Here is a 957-nt window from a genome sequence, read left to right as displayed (position 1 = left end):
TGGGAGCTCTCTAACCATTTGCCAAATGACAGGCAATCAGGATGCGCTGTTGGAGAATCTACGGAAGACATGCTATAGTTGAGGAGCAACTTGACTTTAGCCATTCCGCGCGCTCCCACCTGCCGGATTTTCGGTGGGTGGGGTCAGACGATTTTTAAGAAAACTAAAATCAATGCGATTGTTGCTAACAAAACAAAAAGATAGATGATGTCAACCCCAGCAACACTCAGCCAAGTTCCAACTTTCCACAGTGTGATGATCCATCTCGAGTACTCATTTGGGGTTTCTTGGCGAGTTTGCAGGATAGCAATTTCCCAAGATGAGAAAGGTGTTCTATATTTTCCAGGATTCCTTTGATAGGACAAGCAGGCATTCGCCAGCCTTTCACAAAGTCGAATCCACTTCCTTTGGTCTTTATTGTCCTCTAGATCTAAAGCAGCGAACGCAAGATACCATTCTCGCGCTGTTTCGGGTGTACTGGTTCTAAAAACATCGAGCATCTTGTCCCGAACTTGGTACCGATCTTCGAGCAGTTCGCGCTTCTTAAGAAACACGCCCACTCGATTACTCACCTCATAGACATACGGTCGGAGGACCTCGTATCCAGGCTCAATGAAGGTTTCGAATATTTTCTTATTGGCTTCTTGCTTCACCTTACTCACACCTTTAATTCTGTATAATGTGTATGAATATACTCCGCTTGACAAGAAACTGAGTAATCCGCTGATGACATCTCCACGCAATGTTTGCTCCTCCTCGAAAGAGATTGAAACATTGCGTGAATTCGAGTGCGCCACTCGTCTATCCTTCTTAACTATCAATGCTTGTCCAGCATCACATCCGCCACAGTCGTCACGATGCGTTCCACCGCGTCATCTGACAACCGATCCTCAAAGCCCAAGAGAAGATCCACGAGAAGCCCCACCTTCTGTGCCCGTAGTTGCTCCCTCTCATATT

Annotated in this window: 1 protein-coding gene; it reads right to left on the bottom strand. The window is 46.3% G+C overall.

The window, feature by feature from the left end:
• Nucleotides 1-143: 143 nt before the first annotated feature.
• A complete protein-coding gene (locus AC27E8_RS06640; RefSeq protein ID WP_487097090.1) occupies nucleotides 144-653 on the bottom strand; it encodes a hypothetical protein in 510 nt (169 codons plus the stop codon).
• Between the last annotated feature and the right edge of the window lie 304 nt (nucleotides 654-957).

Source organism: Alicyclobacillus sp. CIJ1, assembly GCF_057538885.1.
Note: the sequence above shows the minus strand (reverse complement) of the source record. Positions and strands in the feature narration are given on the sequence as shown.